The organism is Gottfriedia acidiceleris (assembly GCF_002128425.1).
Lineage (GTDB): Bacteria > Bacillota > Bacilli > Bacillales > Bacillaceae_G > Gottfriedia > Gottfriedia acidiceleris.
Genome location: NZ_NESS01000014.1, coordinates 53,294 through 71,940 on the forward strand (window position 1 = coordinate 53,294; position 18,647 = coordinate 71,940).

Sequence of the window (18,647 nt, forward strand, 5' to 3'; positions counted from 1 at the left end):
AAGGCCACCAGCATTTTTTTATAAAGCTTTTTTTATCTTTTTTAATAAATTTTCTTCACAATAAATGTATAAGCGGTCAGAAGAATTTAATCTATAATCTCTTAGCTTTGGAATATTTAACTGTTCATTTATTGCTAACAAAGTTGCTCCTTTTTCAAATAATTGTAAATAGGCATCTTCGTAAGTTTTCCATTCTTTATTAGGTTCTATTACATGGATATTGCTTCCGTCAAACTTTGTATTTAAAAAATGCCTAAATATTGTTGAAGTTCCAGGATGCAATGTTGTCTTAGCGATTAGTCGTGAAACAGATTCATATGATAATACAAAATCATCTACATTTACATGCTTAAAATTAACGATATGACTTTCTTTCGATATCTCGACAATTGTATGAATAGGTTTTTTATTCGTAGTTGATAGTGATTCGACTGCAGAAGCGATTAAAAGAGTTTTCCCATCTTTTAATACACTGTCTTCAATTGTAGAATCTGCAAATATACATACCCGTTTTGCCTTAAATATATTGGCCTTTAGTAACGTACTTTCGATTGAAGGGTCTCCTTGAATAAAATGAACTTGAGGATGCTCGTAAGGTGATGTTTCTAGATTTTCAATTAATACAATTTTTGCATTTGGTGAAGAATCGAATAGTTCCTCAATAGCATCTCTTGTTTTTTTAGACCAACCAATGTAAATAAAGTGATCATGATCCTTATACATAATTCTTCCCTCCAACTTTAAACGATGATATTTAGAAAAGGAATCAACAGTTTTAGATACTAGTAAGCCTATAATACCGACTCCGAAAATAAATAAAAACATTCCTAAGCATTTTCCTGCAATTGTTTTTGGAAAGAAATCTCCATAGCCTACGGTCGTCAAAGTAGTCATTGTCCACCACAAACCATCGAATAAAGTTGGAAAGGTTTGTGGTTCTAAAATATGTATAGTAATTGAACCAAAAGAAACAATTAAAATAGATAGAATTAAAATTGAAACATAATTAAAAGATACAAACTTTTTCCATATTGCAAGGAAGTATAACAAAGATGTTCCTCCTTTTAAAACTGCTAGTTTATGTATAAAAAAGTATGTTTATTTTTTAGAAAATAGAAGATATAATCCGATAACAGCAATCAATATTGGCCAATATTGCTGGAAATACGAGACTTGTGATTGGAGCGAACTAAGCATTGTTGCAAGCTTTTCATTAAAAAGGAAAAATAAAGACATAATAAATAATAGTAAACCAGGTAATAGATCACCTTTTCCTTTTCGAGATTGTAGTAACATTCCAATTGAAATGATGAGTGTAAGAACGGACCAGTGGTTTGGCCAATTTTGAAAATGTTCAATGGCATAAAAATGAATTCCAAATCCAAGAACTACAATTCCCGGAAATACATAGTGAGTTTCTCTTCCTTTAAAAGCTTGAACAAGAAGTGCAATACCTGTAATCAAGATTGGAGTCGTCCAAAATGTAAAAATGTGTAAAGCTGGGACTTGCCATTTTGAAATAAGATAATAAATCCCAAAGCCAATTAATAGAATTCCAATAAATAATCGATTTTTTTTCATAGCAACTCCTGTTTAACATTATTTGTAATCACTTTTATTTTAAAATTATTGTATAATAAAATTTGTGTACATTTAATAGTATAAATCGGATTAAAAATTCTACAAAATATTACATTTATGATAGCATATTGATGTAGAACATAGATATGATATTTTGCTAAGTAAAGATAGATATAAAACAAAAGCTTGAACAAAGTTTTTAGGGGGGCTTTAGGGCATGCACATCATTACAATAGGGATTAATTATAAAACTGCCCCAGTTGAAGTGCGAGAAAGGGTAGCGTTTGCTCCAAATGAACTACAGGATGCAATGAACACATTAAAAAATGAAAAAAGCATCTTGGAAAACATTATCGTTTCTACTTGTAATCGTACGGAGATTTATGCAGTTGTCGATCAGGTTCATACAGGTCAATATTATATGAAACGTTTTCTATTACAACGATTTGACTTAAAAGATGAGGAATTATCACCATATTTAATCATTAGAACAGGAAATGATGCAATCAACCATTTATTCACTGTAGCTAGTGGATTAGATTCAATGGTTATTGGTGAGACTCAAATTCTTGGACAAGTAAAAGATAGTTATTTACTTGCTCAAGAGAATAATGTAATTGGTACGATTTTTAATCAATTATTTAAACAAGCAATTACATTTGCAAAAAAAGTTCACTCAGAAACTGGAATCGGTGAAAATGCCGTATCAGTAAGTTATGCTGCTGTAGAGCTATCAAAAAAGATTTTTAGCAATTTAAAAGGATGCAATGTACTAATCGTTGGAGCAGGAAAAATGAGTAACTTAGCTTTACAAAACTTGTATTCTCAAGGTGTAGGGAAAGTTACGGTTATTAACCGAACTGTTGAAAATGCTGTTAGACTTGCAGACCAATTTAATGGAATCGGAAAAGGACTAGAATCACTAGAAAATTCTTTAAAAGAAGCAGATATCGTTATTAGTTCAACTGGATCAAAAGAATACGTAATTACGGAAAAAATGATTCGTAGAATTGAAAAATCAAGAAAAGGTAATCCATTATTCCTAGTTGATATAGCTGTTCCAAGAGATATTGAACCATCAATTCATCATATTGATAGTGCATTCTTATATGATATTGATGATCTTCAAGGAATTGTTGCAGAAAATTTAGCAGAACGTGAACGAGAGGCAGTAAAAATTAAGAAGGCTATATCAGAAGAAATTGATAATTTTCAATCTTGGTTATCAATGCTAGGTGTTGTTCCAGTAATCTCTGCATTACGTGAAAAGGCGTTAGATATTCAAGCAGATACAATGAGTAGTCTAGAGAGAAAACTTCCTCATTTATCTGAAAGAGATTTAAAAATTATTCAAAAGCACACAAAAAGTATCGTAAATCAACTTTTACGAGATCCAATTATGAAAGCGAAAGAAATGGGTACTTCTAAACACTCAGAAGCACAAATTGCCCTTTTTAAAGAAATATTTAGTCTAGATGAAATTTTACTTGAATCTAAAGATGAAAAACACATGCAAACTAACCAAGAAAAAGAGATTATTTCTTTAAAACAAAACTTAGGTTTTTTATGAGGTTTAGTTAGTGGCGCTTTTGGAAAGTAGTTTTATCTATCATTTATTAATCTTATTGTTTGCATGGAGTATCGTTTTTTCTTTTATAGATTTTATAGATACAAATAGGATGGCAAGTCGAGTGGCATTTTATTTGCTAGCAATTGTTTGGGTGTTCTCTTCTGTTTTAATGATTTACACCATTAGCCAATACAGTTTATATTCCTTTATTACTTCAAGAGAAGGGCTATATATATATGTTTGGATCATAATATCATTATCAATGGTTATTAATTGGGTAGTAAAACTAGAGTACTTAGTTTTCTTTACAAATGTTGTTTCATTTTTAGTTTTTTCATTATCAATTTTAATTCCGAAGGCGGGTAAAACAGCTACATTAGTCGATCAGTTAAAGTCGGAGTTATTATATATCCATATTGGACTTGCTTTCTTAGCATACGGTGCTTTTACCCTGTCCTTTATTTTTTCAGTTATGTACATTTTTCAATATGTTCTATTAAAAAAGAAGAAATGGTCTACACATTTAAAGAAATTAGGTAGTTTAGGTAAATTGGAAAAAATGTTTATTACATTTAACTTATTTGGCGTTCCACTTATGTTAACTTCCCTTATTTTAGGTGTTATTTGGGCTAGTATTCGATTACATACATTTGTTTGGTATGATATGAAAGTAATAGGCTCATTTTTCGTTTTAATTATGTATAGTACGTTTATGTATTTAAAGGTAAGCAACCGTTTCTATGGCAAATCTCTTTGCATATTTAACATCTGTTGCTTCTTAGTTTTGTTCGGAAATTATGTTGTTTCAAATCTATATTCAAAGTTTCATTTATGGAGTACGTAAGGAGATATAACGATGCGTAAAATTATAGTTGGTACAAGAAGAAGTAAACTAGCATTAACACAAACGAAATGGTTTGTAGAGAAACTAAAAGAAGTAGCACCCGATTATGAATTTGAGTTAAAGGAAATCGTTACAAAAGGTGATGTAATACTTGATGTAACTCTTTCAAAGGTTGGGGGAAAAGGTTTATTCGTTAAAGAAATTGAACATGCAATGCTAACGAATGAAATTGACTTAGCTGTACATAGTATGAAGGATATGCCGGCTATTTTACCTGAAGGTTTGATGATTGGATGTACGCCAAAACGTGTTGATCCTAGAGATGCACTTCTTTCAAATAGTGGTAAAGGATTAATGGGACTTGAAGAAGGATCAGTTGTCGGTACAAGTAGTTTAAGAAGAAGTGCTCAAATTAAAGCAGTTCGTCCAGACCTACAAATTAAATGGATTCGTGGAAATATCGATACACGTATTCAAAAGCTAAAGGATAATGAATACGATGCGATTATTCTTGCAGCAGCTGGTTTAAAAAGAATGGGTTGGGCTGAGGAAAGTATAAATGAATACATTGACGAAACAATCTGTGTACCAGCAGTAGGTCAAGGTTCACTTGCTATCGAATGTCGTGAAAATGATACAGAAATCCGTGAATTACTAAATAGACTAAATGATGAATTAACATATAGAACAGTAAAAGCTGAACGTGTATTTCTTCATAAAATGGAAGGTGGTTGCCAAGTCCCTATTGCTGGATTTGCAACGATCGATGACAAAGATGAAATCTCGTTAACTGCATTAGTAGCTAAACCAGATGGATCAATTATCTTAAAAGAAACTATTAAAGGTACTGATCCTACAGAAATTGGTGAAAAAGCTGCAAATCTATTAATTGAACGTGGAGCAAAGGATATTATTGATTCTGTAAAAGAGGCAGCGGATGAATAATTCCTTAAATGGAATAAAAATATTAGTGACAAGGGCAGAGCATCAAGCTGATGAATTCAATCAATTAATTCATCAGTTTGGTGGATGTCCTATTAATCTTCCACTTCAAAAAATAGTTAAAATTGATATTTCGATTAATGAATTGGAACAATTAGTTCTTGATACAGAATGGATTTTATTCACAAGTGTTAATTCAGTAAATTATTTTGTGCAAAACATTACAAAGGATCTTAAACAAAAAATTCTTCAAAAAAAAATTGGTGCTGTTGGAGAAAAAACAAAGAATCGATTATTTGAAGAAGGATTTGAAGTAGCTTTTCTTCCAAGTCAATTTACTGGTAAAACATTTGCTTCTGAGTTAAGTTACATAGTAGAAAAAGGAACAAAATTTTTATTTTTACGCGGCTCTTTAGCGAGTGATAACGTACCAAAAATACTAGGGGAAAATGGTCATGTAGTTAATTCATTAACTGTTTATGAGACCATTGCAAATCTAGCTATAAAAAATGAACTGTTAAATTTATTAATAAATAAAAAGCTAGATGTGATTACATTTTTGAATCCATTTAGTGTAGAACAGTTTTGTTTGTTGATTGGAAATGCAATTAGTATGGATGATTTAAACAACATTCAAATTGCTTGTATCGGTGAAGTAACCGCACAAAAAGCTAGAGAAAAAGGTTTGAATAATATTATTGTTCCTAGTAAATTTACAACTGAAGCTTTAATAAAAAAAATAGTAGATGATCGTAATCGTATCGTCTGACTTAAAAAGAAGGAGAAAAAAATGACTTATTCTATTCCGTTTGATCGTCACCGCCGTTTAAGAAGCACACCTGCATTACGCTCTATGGTTAGAGAGACACATTTACATAAAGAAGATTTTATTTATCCTCTTTTTGTTGTTGAAGGACAAGGGGTAAAAAACCCTATTAGTTCAATGCCAGGTGTATTTCAATTTTCATTAGATGAATTAAAAAAAGAAATGGATGAAATTGTATCATTAGGCATAAAATCTGTCATATTCTTTGGTATTCCTGATGTAAAAGATGCAGTAGGTTCAGAGGCTTACTGTGCAACTGGTATCGTTCAACGAGCGATTTCGCAAACGAAAGAGCAATATCCAGAAATGATTGTTATTGCAGATACATGTTTATGTGAGTATACAGATCATGGACATTGTGGAGTTTTAGAAGATGGGTATGTTAATAATGATGAATCGTTAATACTATTAGCAAAAACAGCAGTAAGTCAAGCACAGGCTGGCGCAGATATTATTGCTCCTTCAAATATGATGGATGGATTCGTTGCAACAATTCGTCATGCTTTGGATGAAGCTGGATTTGATAATATTCCAATTATGTCATATGCAGTAAAATATGCTTCAGCATTTTATGGTCCATTCCGTGAGGCAGCTCAAAGTGCTCCAGGACAAGGTGACCGTAAGGCATATCAAATGGACCCTGCAAATCGTTTAGAAGCATTCCGTGAAGCAGAATCAGATACGGTTGAAGGTGCAGATTTCTTAATCATTAAACCAGCTCTTTCATATTTAGATATCATTCGTGATATCCGAAATAACTATCACCAACCAATCGTTGCTTATAATGTAAGTGGCGAATATGCAATGGTTAAGGCTGCTGCTTTGAATGGTTGGATTGAAGAAGAAAAAGTTGTAATGGAAAAATTAATTAGCATGAAACGTGCTGGTGCAGATATGATTATGACTTATCATGCTAAAGATGCTTGCAGATGGTTATCAGAAGGGAAGTAATTAAAAATGAGATCATATAACAAGTCAATTGAAGCGTTTGAAGAGGCAAAACAAGTACTTCCTGGTGGTGTAAATAGTCCGGTTCGTGCATTTAAGAGTGTTAATATGTCACCGATTTTTATGAGCCATGGAAAAGGCTCTAAAATATATGATATTGACGGAAATGAGTATATCGATTATGTATTATCATGGGGACCACTAATTTTAGGCCATTCTAATGAGCGTGTAGTTGAAGGCTTAAAGCGAACTGCAGAAACAGGAACTAGCTTTGGAGCACCAACATTAAAAGAAACTGAATTAGCTAAACTTGTTATCGAAAGAGTGCCTTCGATTGAAGTTGTTCGAATGGTTAACTCAGGAACAGAAGCGACAATGAGTGCTTTACGTCTTGCTCGCGGATTTACTGGTCGTAACAAGATTTTAAAATTTGAAGGATGTTACCATGGACATGGTGATTCCTTATTAATTAAAGCTGGTTCTGGTGTAGCTACACTTGGATTACCAGATAGCCCTGGTGTACCAGAAGGTGTTGCATCTAATACAATCACAGTTCCTTATAATGATTTAGAAAGTATAAGATTTGCTTTTGAACAATTTGGTGATGAGCTAGCAGCGGTTATTGTTGAGCCGGTTGCAGGTAATATGGGTGTTGTTCCACCAGTTGAAGGTTTCTTAGAAGGCTTAAGAGAAATAACTACTCAATATGGTACTTTATTGATATTTGATGAAGTTATGACTGGATTCCGTGTAGGTTATAATTGTGCACAAGGTCATTTTGGTGTCACACCTGATATCACTTGCTTAGGAAAAGTTATTGGTGGAGGTCTGCCAGTAGGTGCGTATGGTGGTAAAGCTGAAATCATGAATCAAATTGCTCCAAGTGGCCCAATTTATCAAGCAGGAACACTTTCAGGAAATCCTTTAGCGATGACAGCTGGTTACGAAACATTAAGTCAGTTATCTAAAGAAGATTATGTAGAATTTAACCGTAAGGCTGATCTGCTAGAAGCAGGTTATAAAGCTGCAGCTGAAAAATACAATATTCCGCATTGTATTAATCGTGCAGGTTCAATGGTTGGATTCTTCTTCACAAATGAAAAGGTTGAAAATTACGAAACAGCAAAAACTTCTAATTTAGAAATGTTTGCTAAATACTATCAACTAATGGCTGAACAAGGTGTCTTCTTACCACCATCACAATTTGAAGGATTATTCCTATCAACTTCACATACTGACGAAGATATTCAAAAAACGATTGCAGCTGCTGAATACGCATTTTCGCAATTAGTATAAATTAAGGTAGGTGGTGTCCTCTTTTTTAGGGCACCATTTTTTTATAGCAAATAGAGTTGGTAAAGTTGGCTTGAACGTAAATAATTTCAATTACATAGTTGGACATTTTTCTCTTTTTTTTTGATCGCGTTCGCCCTGTTCTTTCCAAATGCTACTCTTAATTTTTCTTTTCCTATTCCCTAACCCCTGTTTTTCTTTAATTCTGCCATAATAAAACCTTTCTTAATATAAAATAACAATCTTTTCTTCATAAATTTTTCGTTTCGTTCATAAAAATGTAATGTCATAGACCAAATTGGACGATGAGAGGAGGACATTAAGGTGTCTTCAGAAAATCAAACAAATATTCGCTTTTCATTGAAAGAAACTGTCTGGTTCCAAAAAGGACAGGAAGTTAAAGAGGTAAGGTCACTCTCGTTAAATCCAGACATTACTATACAGCAATTTGAAGAATATGTTCAAGTGAAGGGTGTCTTAACCTTACAAGGTAATTATACGCCTGATTTGGCGAATCAAGGTGATTATTACTCATTAAGAGAATTAGCGCCTTCAAGAATGGTTGAAAATGTAATCGCTCTTGATGATGGAAGTTGTGAATTAAATCATCAGTTCCCTGTAGATATTTCAATACCTTTAACTAGAATTACTGATCTCGAAAATCTATGTGTTTCTGTTGAGACATTTGATTATCAATTAGCTGAAAAAGGTAGTATTCAAATTGCTGCTGATTTATGTATTTCGGGTCTACATGATCACAATAGAGCAGTGGAAACTTATCAAGAACAAAGAGGGTATGAACAATATAATGGCTACTCGTACGAAAATGAATATCGCTCTAGTAATGAAGCGAATGAAGGATATGAGTATCAGGAAGAAAGAGAACAAGAAGAACAATTCCAGTTCTTTCATCAACCTACTTCTGAACAAGAAAAAAGTGTTCAAGATAATCTATATGGCAGTGATTGGATACAATCGCTTGAAGAGAATGATGAGCAAGAAGAACAAGACACATATCCTCAGCAACCTACTTACTTAGAGGTATTTCAGCCTGAAGAAGTAGTTGAAGATCGAGTCGAAGCAGTTGAAAATGAAGTGGAGCATTATTATGAGTTAGATGAAAGCAATGAACAACGTTTTGAAGAGGAACAACAATTAGAAGAATATTCTAATTTTGAAATTACAGCCCAGTCAGAGCAGTTAGAACAGTCAGAACAGTTAGAAGAACAATCAGAAGAGCAATTCGAAGAGCAATCAGAAGAGCAATTAGAAGAACAATCAGAAACTCAAGAAGAATATGAAGAAGTATTTAGAGGTTTTAATATATCAGCAGAGACAATGAAACCACAGGAAGTGGAATCAGAAGCAGTGGAACCACGAGAAGTAGAACCGCAAGCAATGGAACTACAGGAAGTGGAGCCACAAGCAGTAGATACAACCCCGAGCTTCTTGATGAATAATAATGATGCAGAAGCTAGTCAAAGTGAAAATGATGCACAGGCATCTAACAATGTAAATCATACGTATAATGAGCGACCTAGTTTCTTGAATAATGATTTTAATGTACACAGTTATTTAAACAATTCATTAAATAGTAGACCTAGCTTCTTAGATAATGATTTTAGCACTTTGCAAAATTATGCTAATAACGAAAGCAATGCACAAAATGAAATAGAAAAATATGAAGAACTATATAATCGTACTTTAGAGCAAAACTATCAACCGTATGTGAACCAACAATATCAGCAAGCGCCATTTGCATATAATCAAAATCAGCAACAATTCTATCAAAATCCATTTCCTCAAACAAATCAAGAAAATTCTTTCGAGAATCCAAATGATGTTCGTCAAACACCACCTTATTATGCGGATTATTATCAAGCTCAAGTAGAGCAGCAAGAAGCACCACCAGAATTACCAAAAGTAGAAATAAAAGCTGAATCAGATGTAAACAAAGAAATAAAAGAAGAAGTGAGCGAAAAAAGAAGTGTTAAAAGTGACAATTTACTTTCAAGTTTGTTTACTGGCGAAGGAAGAGAAGATTCTTATACTAAATTAAAATTATATTTAGCTCAAAATGGAGATACAATTGAATCTGTAGCTAAAAAATATAACTTACAAACTCAGCAGCTAAATCGTGTAAATAACTTGAATGATGAATTTTTATCCGAAGGGCAAATTATTTATATTCCAGTAACTGCGATAAAACAATAACAATATGGTGAGAGCTTTGTATTAGTAAAGACACTTGTCTACTAATACAAGGCTTTTACGCATTTAGAAAGTGAGAGTGACGCATCTTGTATAGAAAACCTAAAGATGAAATAAGCGTCATTTTAGCACAGTATCATATTGTACCAAACTATTTTGAAACTGTTGGTAAGGTAGTTAAGATCTATACGAATCAAGGTGTATTCGCACTAAAAGAGGCAAATGTGAATCGAGTCTATAGAAATAATTTGATTGAAAATGTTCGTTCTTTACAAGATAAAGGCTTTCGAAATGTTGTACCAATTTATCATACTCAGAGTGGAGATTATATTGTTGAATTTAATACGAAGCATTACTATTTAATGCCTTGGATCGAAAGTGTTGATGAAAAGTCTGATGAGAATTTACATTTTCAACGAATGTTTACTTCATTAGGTAAGATGCACAACAGTACACAAAAAGAGAAAAAGGTAGACAAAGATCAATTACAAATCCATTATGATACTTTAACAAAAAGGTGGAATAAAGATAAAGAAGTATTGGAAAACTTCATTGAAGTTGCAGAAGGTAATTGGTATATGTCACCTTATGAACTAAGTTATTGTACGTATTTTCATAAAATATTAAGTGCACATCAATTTGCAAAGGGTCAGTTAGAAGAATGGTTTAAAAAAATGAAGGAAACTGAAAATACGAGAGTTGTAATGAATCACGGAAATTTATCTATTTCGCACTTTCTTGTAAATAAAAGAGGTGAAGGTGTCTTTATCAATCTAGAAAATGCACAAGAAACTACACCAATACAAGATTTAACAAACTATTATAAGAATTCTTTTAAAACATATCCTATTCAGCAGTCTGATCGTAATAATTGGCTTAAGATGTATGAAAAGAATTTTTCATTAAGAGAAGAGGAAAGAATGTTATTTTTAAGCTATATGGCATATCCAACTCAATTCGCTTCCAAAATTTCAAAATATTTAAAGCGATCCGAGGTTAAGAATGAAAAAGACAATGTAAGAGATTTATTAAATGAATATTGGCATATGATTAATATTGAATATTTTGTTTCTAAAATACAAGAGGATATTGAGGCAGCGAAATCGATAGATGGTTTATGAATTCAGACTGCATAATTAAGTAAAAATAAAACATCTATCCAATAAATGTATCACCGCAGTGCTGCAGGGTACATGGATAGATGTTTTTTAAATTTATTATTTTACATGACGTTTAATAGCATTTACTACACTTTTACGTACAAAATCCTTGTCCGTAATATGATCCTTTGAAAAAGAAATTCTAACATTATTTTCATCAGTACTAAATAACTTAGAAAATTTACCTGTAGTTTCTTTTTGTTTTTGATTAAGTTGAAGAATTAAGTCGACTGTTTTGTCAAAGCTTAAATAGTTAACTTCAACCTCTTCTAGTTTTCCACGGAATTCGCCATTCATTGGATAAAATTCAAATTCTTGGATAATTTTTCCATATTTCTTTTTGTTTTCACTATCTCTTAATACAAATCCTTCTTCCTGAAGTGCCTGGATTACCGTTTTTAAGCCAATTGAAGGAACTACTTGAACGCCATCAGCATCATATTGGTCCACAGCTTTTTCAATTTCTAAATGAGTTTTAATCCAAATATGGGATTTGTGAAGTGATACTGGTGTGTTTTCAGATAAGGTGAAAAAGAAAGGAATAACAACTTCTTCATTTGCATTTATTATACGATCAACTGATACGATAAATTTTTGTAAAGTACCATTCTTATTAATAATCTTATCATTTGATTCAACTTGATATTCAGTCATTACATGTAAAAAGACAGAATCTAATTCTTGTTTAACTCGACCACCTTTTATATATAATTCACCTTTTACTCGTTCACCTGCTTGATATTCTGTTTTTTCAAGCTTTGTATCGATTCTCGTTCCACCGATTCCAAGAACACGAGCTAATGTATTTTTAAATAAACCCATGAATATCCCCCTAAAAATTATATCTACATACTATATAATTATCGCATAATTAAATAAGTACTAGTATACCAGAATGTTAAATAATCATTACAATTATTTTTCGTATTTTTTTTATGTATTAAAAAATGTGGTACTTTATTGACACATATTGAATAATCTAGAAAGAAATAAGAAATACTGTTGACTAAGCTTAAGTAAATTTTGTAGACTATTACATATATTCATAATGAAATGCAATGATAGGGAAGAGTACAACGAACTAGTTCTTCAGAGAGGAAACCATTTGGTGGGAGGTTTCTAGAAAATAGAGTTGGAATGTCGCCCTTGAGCAGTGACTTCGAAAGCATTCTGTGATTAGAAGTTACCGGATGATCCGTTATCTTTTTTAAGTGTGTCAGTTAAACACGAGTTTTTTCTGACAAAAAAAGGTGGTACCGCGAATTCAACTCCATTCGTCCTTTTCAAGGATGAGTGGAGTTTTTTTATTTTTATATAATTATTAGAGGAGATGAATCCGAATGGAAACTACACAAAAATCATTACCAACAAAGTATGATCCGAATTTAGTTGAAAAAGATCGTTACCAATTTTGGTTAGATGGGAAATTCTTTGAAGCACAAGTTGAATCAGAAAAGCCGAAATATACAATCGTAATTCCTCCACCAAACGTAACTGGAAAATTACACTTAGGTCACGCTTGGGATACAACATTACAAGATATCTTAACTCGTACTAAACGAATGCAAGGTTATGACGTATTGTACTTACCTGGTATGGATCACGCTGGTATTGCAACACAAGCAAAGGTTGAAGCGAAATTACGTGAAGAAGGCGTATCAAGATATGATTTAGGACGTGAAAAATTCCTAGAAAAAGCTTGGGAGTGGAAAGAAGAATATGCTTCACACATTCGTTCTCAATGGGAAAAAATTGGTTTAGGTTTAGATTATAGCCGTGAACGCTTCACTTTAGATGAAGGTTTATCTGATGCAGTAAAAGAAGTATTTGTTAAGTTATATAACAAAGGATTAATTTATCGTGGTGAATATATCATCAACTGGGATCCAGCAACAAAAACAGCTTTATCAGATATCGAAGTTATTTATAAGGATGTGCAAGGTGCATTCTACCATATGCAATATCCATTAACAGACGGGACTGGAAAAATTCAAATTGCAACTACTCGTCCTGAAACAATGCTTGGAGATACTGCAATTGCGGTTCACCCAGAGGATGAAAGATATAAATCAATGGTTGGTAAAACAGTTACACTTCCAATCGTTAATCGTGAAATACCAATCATTGCTGATGATTATGTTGATATGGAATTTGGTACTGGGGTTGTAAAAATTACTCCTGCTCATGACCCTAATGATTTTGAAGTTGGTAACCGTCATGACTTACCTCGCATTCTTGTAATGAATGAAGATGGTACGATGAATGAAAAAGCAGGAAAATACAATGGTATGGATCGCTTTGAATGCCGTAAACAAATCGTTAAAGATTTACAAGAGATGGGTGTTCTTGTTGAAATCGAAGAACATATGCATTCTGTAGGTCATAGTGAACGTAGCGGTGCAGTAGTTGAGCCATATTTATCAACTCAATGGTTTGTTAAAATGCAACCATTAGCAGATGCTGCAGTAGCATTACAAAATTCTGATGATAGCGTAAAATTTGTACCAGATCGTTTTGAAAAAACTTATCTACGTTGGATGGAAAATATCCGTGACTGGTGTATTTCACGCCAATTATGGTGGGGACATCGTATTCCGGCTTGGTACCATAAAGAAACTGGTGAGATTTATGTAAATCAAGAGCCACCAGCGGATATTGAAAATTGGAATCAAGATAACGACGTTTTAGATACTTGGTTCAGTTCAGCATTATGGCCATTCTCAACTTTAGGTTGGCCAAATGAAGAAAGTAAGGATTTTCAAGCTTATTTCCCAACAAACGTATTAGTAACTGGTTATGATATTATTTTCTTCTGGGTATCACGAATGATTTTCCAAGGAATTGAATTTACTGGGAAACGTCCATTTAACGATGTTTTAATTCATGGCTTAGTACGTGACGAACAAGGACGTAAAATGAGTAAATCACTTGGTAACGGTGTTGACCCTATGGATGTTATTGAGAAGTATGGAGCAGATTCATTACGTTATTTCTTAACAACAGGAAGTTCACCAGGTCAAGATTTACGATTCAGTATTGAAAAAGTTGAAGCAACTTGGAACTTTGTAAACAAAATTTGGAATGCTTCTCGTTTTGCTTTAATGAATATGGAAGGCTTCACATATGAAAATATCGATTTAACGAAAGAAAAATCTGTTGCTGATGAATGGATTTTAACTCGCTTAAATGAAACAATTGAAAGTGTAACATCTTTAATTGATCGCTATGAATTTGGTGAAGTTGGCCGTGTACTTTATAACTTCATTTGGGATGATGTTTGTGACTGGTATATTGAAATGGCCAAGATTCCTTTATACGGTGACAATGAAGGTGCAAAAAATATGACTCGTTCAGTTCTAGCACATGTTTTAGAAAGTACGATGAAACTTTTACATCCATTTATGCCTTTCGTTACTGAAGAAATTTGGCAATCTCTACCTCACCAAGGGGAGTCTATTACAGTTTCTGCTTGGCCAACAGTTAGAGAGGAATTAACAAATAAAGAAGCTTCTGAAACGATGAAAATATTAGTTGAGCTAATTCGTTCAGTTCGTAATATTCGTGCAGAAGTAAACACGCCAATGAGCAAAAAAATTCAGCTAATGATTTCTGCAAAGGATGAAACTATTGCAGCTGCATTAGAAGAAAACCGTTCTTATATTGAGCGCTTCTGTAATCCAGAAGAATTAACAATTTCTACTAACTTAACTGCACCAGAAAAATCGATGTCAGCAGTAATTAGTGGCGCAGAGCTTTATCTTCCTCTAGAAGGTTTAATTAATCTTGAAGAAGAGAAAAAACGTTTAGAAAAAGAATTAGAAAAATGGACTAGTGAAGTTGAACGAGTTCAAAAGAAATTAAGTAACCAAGGATTTGTAGCTAAAGCTCCTGCAGCAGTAATTGAAGAAGAGCGTCGTAAAGAAAAAGATTATCTTGAAAAACAAGAATCTGTAAGAGCTCGAATTGCAGAACTAAGTAAATAAGTTAGTTTAAGCAGTCGATTTAATTGACTGTAATAAAAGTTAGAAAACGACGAATTGGTTAATAATTCGTCGTTTTTTACTATGAAGGTAGGGTTAAAGATGGTTAATACATATGAGGAAGCATTGAAATGGATGTATAACAGAACAAAATTTGGCATTGTACCTGGATTACAAAGAATGGAAGAGATGCTTGAAAGACTAGGAAACCCGCAGCTAAGTGTCAAAGCAATTCATGTTGCAGGTACAAATGGGAAAGGTTCTACGATTACTTTCCTTCAAAGTATTTTATTAGATGCAGGGTATACTGTAGGAACTTTTACATCACCATATATATTAGATTATCGTGAACAAATCATGTTCTGCGGTGAAATGATTAGTGAAAAAGAATTTATTCAACTTGTAAACTGTATGATTCCAATCGTTGAAGAAGTAGGAAAGTTGCCATGTGGTGCTCCAACTGAATTTGAAATCATTACAACAATGGCTTTTTACTTTTTCGGTAAGCTAAAAGAACACGACATTTTTTTAGTTGAAGCTGGGTTAGGTGGGTTAGAGGATTGTACAAATGTGATGACTCCTTTAATTAGCGTTATTACAAGTATTGGCCATGATCATCAACAAATTCTTGGTGAAACAATAGAAGAAATCACTATGCATAAGGCAGGAATTATTAAAAAGGGAATTCCAATTGTTTCAGCAGAATTGAAAGATAAAGCTTTAACAATTATTCGAAATGTTGCCATAGAAAATGAAGCTGATTATTTTGAATATGGCAAACATTTTTTTGCTTCACCTTTGAAAGTTAGTCTGTTTGAAAAATTTAATTATCAAGGAATTAACACGCTAATTGAAAACATTGAGTTATCAATGCTAGGAAAACATCAAATTAGAAATGCTTCCTGCGCGATTTGTGTTGTTCAATTATTACAAAATAAATACGGAATGAAATTTAGTGAAGTTAATATCAAAAGAGGATTAAATATAGCTAAAAAAGCAGGCAGATTAGAAAGAATAGCTTCTAATCCGATCATTTATATTGATGGGGCACATAATGTTGAGGGAATAAAAAGTTTAGTGGAAACGATGAAAAGCCATTTTCATGATAAGAAAATAAAGATTTTGTTTTCTGCCTTAAAAGATAAAAATGTCCAGGAGATGCTAAAAGAATTACGAGAAATAACAAATAATATTGTAATGACAACTTTTGATTTTCCAAGAGCGATGAATAAAGATGAGTTAATTTCTAATGCTAATATACTCAATATAAAATATGAAAGTGATTTATCGATTGCAATAGACAAGAATATAAAGGATAGCCAGGAAAACGAGATAGTATTAATAACCGGTTCTTTATATTTTATCTCAGTAGTAAGAAGATATTTGCTAAAAAAATTCGCTTAAAATTGTAAAGGAGGGCCCATAATTTTGATTAATAAGCATAGTAATAAGGTGATTTGGATCGCATGGATTGTTCTAATGCCTATCATATTTTATTATGCTAATATGGTTAGCCCTCTTAAACATTTAGACCGTTCAAATTTTTTGATTATAATCGCCTTATTTTTAATTGTTGCGAATATGCCGATACATATTAATGATGCTACATTTTCTTTTATTTTCGGAATCTCAATATTAGTCTTTTTATCGTATGGTTTATTTACAGAACTTTTAATAAGTCAATTAGCCTATTCAATTCTGTATTTAAGATTGAGTATTACAAAAAAAACTCTCTACCGAATGCCGCTTAATTCGATGATGTTTGCACTATGCTCTGTTAGTAGTGCGCTATTTTATTATTTAGTTGGGGGAAAGATTGAACCTACTGGGACTAAAGAAATATTGAGTAACCTATTTCCAATCCTTATTTACACACTTACTTCTTTTTGGATTAATCAAATCGTTATTTATTTTATTACAATTTACTTGTATAGAAGAGAAATGAACTTGATTAATAGAGAATTTAAGTGGGATTTGTTTATTTATCTACTAATGTATCCAATCGGAATAAGTCTTTATTTAATGTTGGAGACAAAAGGATATATTACGTTAATTTACTTATCGATTTACTATATTATTTTAATGATCATTTTAAATTCTTTATCCTCTGCCTTAAATATGAACAAATATTTAAAAACAACGATGCAAATAAGTCAAAAATTGTCCCAAAGAATGGAAGAGGAGAAAGTAATCGATGAGTTTTTTAAACAATTAACTACATTAATTCCTGTTTCATATGGAATTTTATTTATAGTTGAAGATCAATCGCTTAAATTGCAAAGATATTTTCAAAATAAATGTGATGAAAAAATATTTAGTTGCCCATACTTTGATACTCTTGAAGGTTCAATATCTGAAAAAGTATTTTTTGAGAAAAGAAGATATAGTTTTAACAGACGTTCACAATGGTACACAAATGATCATTTGAAATTTTTAGAAGCAGAAAGTTTATTATCAATCCCGATTATTAAAAATCAAGAAATAGTTGGTGTACTTACAATTGCATCAGAACAAAAAAATGCTTATAAAAAATACCAAGTAGTAATGATCGAAATACTGGCATTATATCTTGCAATTGCTATTGAAAATGCAAGGTTCTACTTACAAACAAAAATCAGAAGTGAAACTGATGCTTTAACTGGTGTATTTAATTTTGAATATCTCGAATCAAAAATTAAAGACGAGTTTGAACGTTTGAAAACATTCAAAGTAAAGACAATTTCATTAATTCTAATTGATTTAGATTATTTTAAAAGAGTGAATGACCAATACGGTCATCAAGCAGGTAATGAAGTATTATTTGAAGTTGCTAGACGGATTAAAATGGTAGTAGGTCAAAGTGGTTTAGTAGCTCGTTTTGGTGGAGAAGAATTTTCAGTTCTACTTGTAAATCATAGTGAAAGAGAAACATATGATTTGGCAGAAGAAATTAGGAAATCGCTTGAAATCATTCCATTTTATATAACAAACCATATGACAAACAAAGATCAAAAGATTAAATTAACAGTAACTGCAAGTATAGGGGCAGCAGTTGCACCATTTGTGGCCAGAGAACCGTCAGACTTAATTCGATGTGCAGACAGAGCTATGTATTCAAAAGCAAAAAATGCTGGTAGAAATAAAGTTGCTATGTATAGAAAATAAATAACCACCGGGAATTATACGGTGGTTATTTATTTGTGTACATAAAAAATGGGCAAGTTTTTGTAAATTTTTGTTGCACGATACCTGTTTGTCCTCGACAAATGTCGGCGTGTTTTTCTGGAATTATATGTTAGTATTTTTTTACGTT

Annotated in this window: 14 protein-coding genes and 1 other annotated feature; of the genes, 11 read left to right on the forward strand and 3 right to left on the reverse strand. The window is 32.3% G+C overall.

What is annotated here, in order from left to right:
• Window positions 1-18 precede the first annotated feature (18 nt).
• A complete protein-coding gene (locus B6K90_RS19345) occupies window positions 19-1,050 on the reverse strand; it encodes a potassium channel family protein (RefSeq protein ID WP_235821854.1) in 1,032 nt (343 codons plus the stop codon).
• A gap of 48 nt (window positions 1,051-1,098) precedes the next feature.
• Window positions 1,099-1,581 carry a LiaF transmembrane domain-containing protein gene (locus B6K90_RS19350; protein ID WP_088014401.1) on the reverse strand — a complete coding sequence of 161 codons (483 nt, stop codon included), beginning with the start codon at window positions 1,579-1,581 and terminating at the stop codon, window positions 1,099-1,101.
• A 217-nt stretch (window positions 1,582-1,798) separates the two neighbouring features.
• Here B6K90_RS19350 and hemA point away from each other — a divergent pair, with 217 nt between their 5' ends.
• From hemA to ysxE, 8 genes are all read left to right on the forward strand, one after another.
• Window positions 1,799-3,151, forward strand: a complete 1,353-nt coding sequence (hemA, locus tag B6K90_RS19355; RefSeq protein WP_088014402.1) for a glutamyl-tRNA reductase — start codon at window positions 1,799-1,801, stop codon at window positions 3,149-3,151.
• Window positions 3,152-3,161: 10 nt separating this feature from the next.
• Window positions 3,162-3,995 carry a cytochrome c biogenesis protein CcsA gene (ccsA, locus tag B6K90_RS19360; protein WP_088014403.1) on the forward strand — a complete coding sequence of 278 codons (834 nt, stop codon included), beginning with the start codon at window positions 3,162-3,164 and terminating at the stop codon, window positions 3,993-3,995.
• Between the two features lie 12 nt (window positions 3,996-4,007).
• Complete coding sequence (gene hemC, locus B6K90_RS19365; protein WP_088014404.1) at window positions 4,008-4,940, forward strand: hydroxymethylbilane synthase; 933 nt, start codon at window positions 4,008-4,010, stop codon at window positions 4,938-4,940.
• The gene (locus B6K90_RS19370) at window positions 4,933-5,706 is read left to right on the forward strand and encodes a uroporphyrinogen-III synthase (RefSeq protein WP_088014405.1); all 774 of its coding nucleotides are present in this window, start codon (window positions 4,933-4,935) and stop codon (window positions 5,704-5,706) included. Before hemC ends, B6K90_RS19370 begins: the two co-directional genes overlap by 8 nt.
• A 21-nt stretch (window positions 5,707-5,727) precedes the next feature.
• Window positions 5,728-6,714 carry a porphobilinogen synthase gene (gene hemB, locus B6K90_RS19375; RefSeq protein ID WP_088014406.1) on the forward strand — a complete coding sequence of 329 codons (987 nt, stop codon included), beginning with the start codon at window positions 5,728-5,730 and terminating at the stop codon, window positions 6,712-6,714.
• A gap of 6 nt (window positions 6,715-6,720) precedes the next feature.
• The gene (gene hemL, locus B6K90_RS19380) at window positions 6,721-8,007 is read left to right on the forward strand and encodes a glutamate-1-semialdehyde 2,1-aminomutase (RefSeq protein ID WP_088014407.1); all 1,287 of its coding nucleotides are present in this window, start codon (window positions 6,721-6,723) and stop codon (window positions 8,005-8,007) included.
• Between the two features lie 321 nt (window positions 8,008-8,328).
• Entirely contained in the window at window positions 8,329-10,218 is a 1,890-nt protein-coding gene (locus B6K90_RS19385; RefSeq protein ID WP_088014408.1) for a LysM peptidoglycan-binding domain-containing protein, read from the forward strand.
• Window positions 10,219-10,304: 86 nt separating this feature from the next.
• Complete coding sequence (ysxE, locus tag B6K90_RS19390) at window positions 10,305-11,336, forward strand: spore coat protein YsxE (RefSeq protein WP_167555435.1); 1,032 nt, start codon at window positions 10,305-10,307, stop codon at window positions 11,334-11,336.
• Window positions 11,337-11,432: 96 nt separating this feature from the next.
• Here ysxE and B6K90_RS19395 read toward each other — a convergent pair whose 3' ends face one another.
• A complete protein-coding gene (locus tag B6K90_RS19395; RefSeq protein ID WP_088014410.1) occupies window positions 11,433-12,197 on the reverse strand; it encodes a sporulation protein in 765 nt (254 codons plus the stop codon).
• A gap of 227 nt (window positions 12,198-12,424) precedes the next feature.
• Window positions 12,425-12,660: a binding site (T-box leader), on the forward strand.
• A 55-nt stretch (window positions 12,661-12,715) separates the two neighbouring features.
• On the opposite strand from B6K90_RS19395, the gene B6K90_RS19400 reads away from it, so the two are divergent.
• From B6K90_RS19400 to B6K90_RS19410, 3 genes are all read left to right on the forward strand, one after another.
• The gene (locus B6K90_RS19400) at window positions 12,716-15,358 is read left to right on the forward strand and encodes a valine--tRNA ligase (RefSeq protein WP_088014411.1); all 2,643 of its coding nucleotides are present in this window, start codon (window positions 12,716-12,718) and stop codon (window positions 15,356-15,358) included.
• 99 nt (window positions 15,359-15,457) lie between these two features.
• Window positions 15,458-16,759 (forward strand): bifunctional folylpolyglutamate synthase/dihydrofolate synthase, encoded by a 1,302-nt coding sequence (locus B6K90_RS19405; RefSeq protein WP_167555436.1) that lies wholly within the window; start codon window positions 15,458-15,460, stop codon window positions 16,757-16,759.
• Window positions 16,760-16,783: 24 nt separating this feature from the next.
• Window positions 16,784-18,499: a sensor domain-containing diguanylate cyclase gene (locus tag B6K90_RS19410; RefSeq protein WP_088014413.1), complete on the forward strand. Its 1,716-nt coding sequence runs from the start codon at window positions 16,784-16,786 to the stop codon at window positions 18,497-18,499.
• The last annotated feature ends 148 nt before the right edge of the window (window positions 18,500-18,647 follow it).

Coding starts and splice junctions, on each gene's coding strand:
- B6K90_RS19350 (WP_088014401.1), bottom strand. CDS start 1,581: ATGAAAAAAAATCGATTATTTATTGGAATTCTATTAATTGGCTTTGGG.
- hemA (WP_088014402.1), top strand. CDS start 1,799: ATGCACATCATTACAATAGGGATTAATTATAAAACTGCCCCAGTTGAA.
- hemC (WP_088014404.1), top strand. CDS start 4,008: ATGCGTAAAATTATAGTTGGTACAAGAAGAAGTAAACTAGCATTAACA.
- B6K90_RS19370 (WP_088014405.1), top strand. CDS start 4,933: ATGAATAATTCCTTAAATGGAATAAAAATATTAGTGACAAGGGCAGAG.
- hemB (WP_088014406.1), top strand. CDS start 5,728: ATGACTTATTCTATTCCGTTTGATCGTCACCGCCGTTTAAGAAGCACA.
- hemL (WP_088014407.1), top strand. CDS start 6,721: ATGAGATCATATAACAAGTCAATTGAAGCGTTTGAAGAGGCAAAACAA.
- B6K90_RS19395 (WP_088014410.1), bottom strand. CDS start 12,197: ATGGGTTTATTTAAAAATACATTAGCTCGTGTTCTTGGAATCGGTGGA.
- B6K90_RS19400 (WP_088014411.1), top strand. CDS start 12,716: ATGGAAACTACACAAAAATCATTACCAACAAAGTATGATCCGAATTTA.
- B6K90_RS19405 (WP_167555436.1), top strand. CDS start 15,458: ATGGTTAATACATATGAGGAAGCATTGAAATGGATGTATAACAGAACA.